1 protein-coding gene is annotated in these 1,509 nt (G+C 69.4%); it reads right to left on the reverse strand.

The annotated features are described in order from the left end of the window. Positions 1-61: 61 nt before the first annotated feature. Positions 62-1,509: EAL domain-containing protein (locus FDZ70_10520; GenBank protein ID TLM66353.1), on the reverse strand; the 1,448-nt coding region annotated here is incomplete at its 5' end.

Consider the following 1,509-nt stretch of genomic DNA (forward strand, 5'->3'; position numbering starts at 1 on the left):
CCTCGGGAGGGGGGACGAAGGGTTCCTACCCCGCTTTGCGTCGCTGCCGCTCGCGGCGCGGCTACCCTGCGGCTCGGGCGGCCCCCGGCGCATCCGTGCGGCGCACCTCGATGACCGCGTCGAGCGGCTCCGGCAGGCCGGTGTGCCACCCCTGCGCGAGGTCGACACCCAGGTCCGCGAGCAGCTTGAGGATGCCGGCGTTCTCGACGTGCTCTGCGGTCACCTCGAGCTCCAGCCCCCGGGCCATCTCGACCACGGCCTTCACGAGATGCTGGTCCTGCCGGTTCGTCTCGAGCGAGCGCACGAAGCTGCCGTCGATCTTCATCGAGTCGAACTCGAACTGCTTGAGGTAGTGGAGAGACGAGAACCCCGTGCCGAAGTCGTCGAGCGCGACCCGGCAGCCGAGGCCGCGCATGTCGCGGATGAACGACCTGGCCTCACCGATGTCGGCGACCGCCGCGGTCTCGGTGATCTCGAGTCCGAGCAGCTCCGCCGGGATGCCGGCGTCGGCGATGCGCTGCCCGATGTAGCCGAGCAGTGTCGGGTCGGTGAACGTGCGGCCCGAGATGTTGACGTCGAGCTGCAGACCGTCGCCCGACTCGGCTATCGCGCTCACGGCGGTCGCGAGCATCCATCGGTCGATCTGACCGATGCGGCCGAACGCCTCCGCGGCGGGCAGGAACTCATCGGGAAGGATGACGGTGCCGTTCGCGTCGAGCATGCGCACCAGGAGCTCGTAGCGCACGATCCTCCCTGACCCGATCTGCACTATCGGCTGCGCCCACGCGGCGAACCGGTCCTCCTCGAGTGCCTCGTCGATGCGGTGGATCCAACTCGCACGCGACTCGACCTCGGAATGCCACGTGTCGGCGTCGTCGTAGACGCAGACGCCGCCGCGGCGCACGTGCTTCGCGTGGTAGAGCGCCAGGTCCGCCCGGACCAGCAGGTCATCGACGGTCTCGGCGTGCTGCGGGAACACCGCGACGCCCGCGCTGGCCTTTAGGTGGACGGGGTGCTCGAACGTGACGATCCGGGCTGCGGTCAGGTCTTCGAGCACGCGCTCCGCGACGGTGACCGCTTCCTCGGCGTCGACGTTGGGCAGCAGCAGCGCGAACTCGTCGCCTCCGAGGCGGGCCACCGAGGTGTATCCGCGCACGTTCTCCATGAGTACACCCGCGATGCCCCGGAGGATGTCGTCACCGGCCATGTGCCCGAGGGAGTCGTTGAACTCCTTGAAGTCGTCGAGGTCGATCCAGACGACCGCTCCGCTCGACGACTCCCGGTCGGCCCGGAGGATCTCGGCCCGGACGTCCTCCTCGAAGCGCCGGCGGCCGATGAGGCCGGTCAGGTAGTCGTGGCTCGCGAGATACGCGAGCTGCTCCTCGGTGCGCCGCCGGACGTCGATCTCGATGCTGAGGGTGTCGTTGGCCGAGGCGAGCTCCGCGGTGCGCTTGCGGACGTTCTCCTCGAGCGCGTCGTTGGAGGCGGCCAGCTCGTGGTGCGCGGTGT

It is taken from the genome of Actinomycetota bacterium, from assembly GCA_005774595.1.
Taxonomy (GTDB): domain Bacteria; phylum Actinomycetota; class Coriobacteriia; order Anaerosomatales; family D1FN1-002; genus D1FN1-002.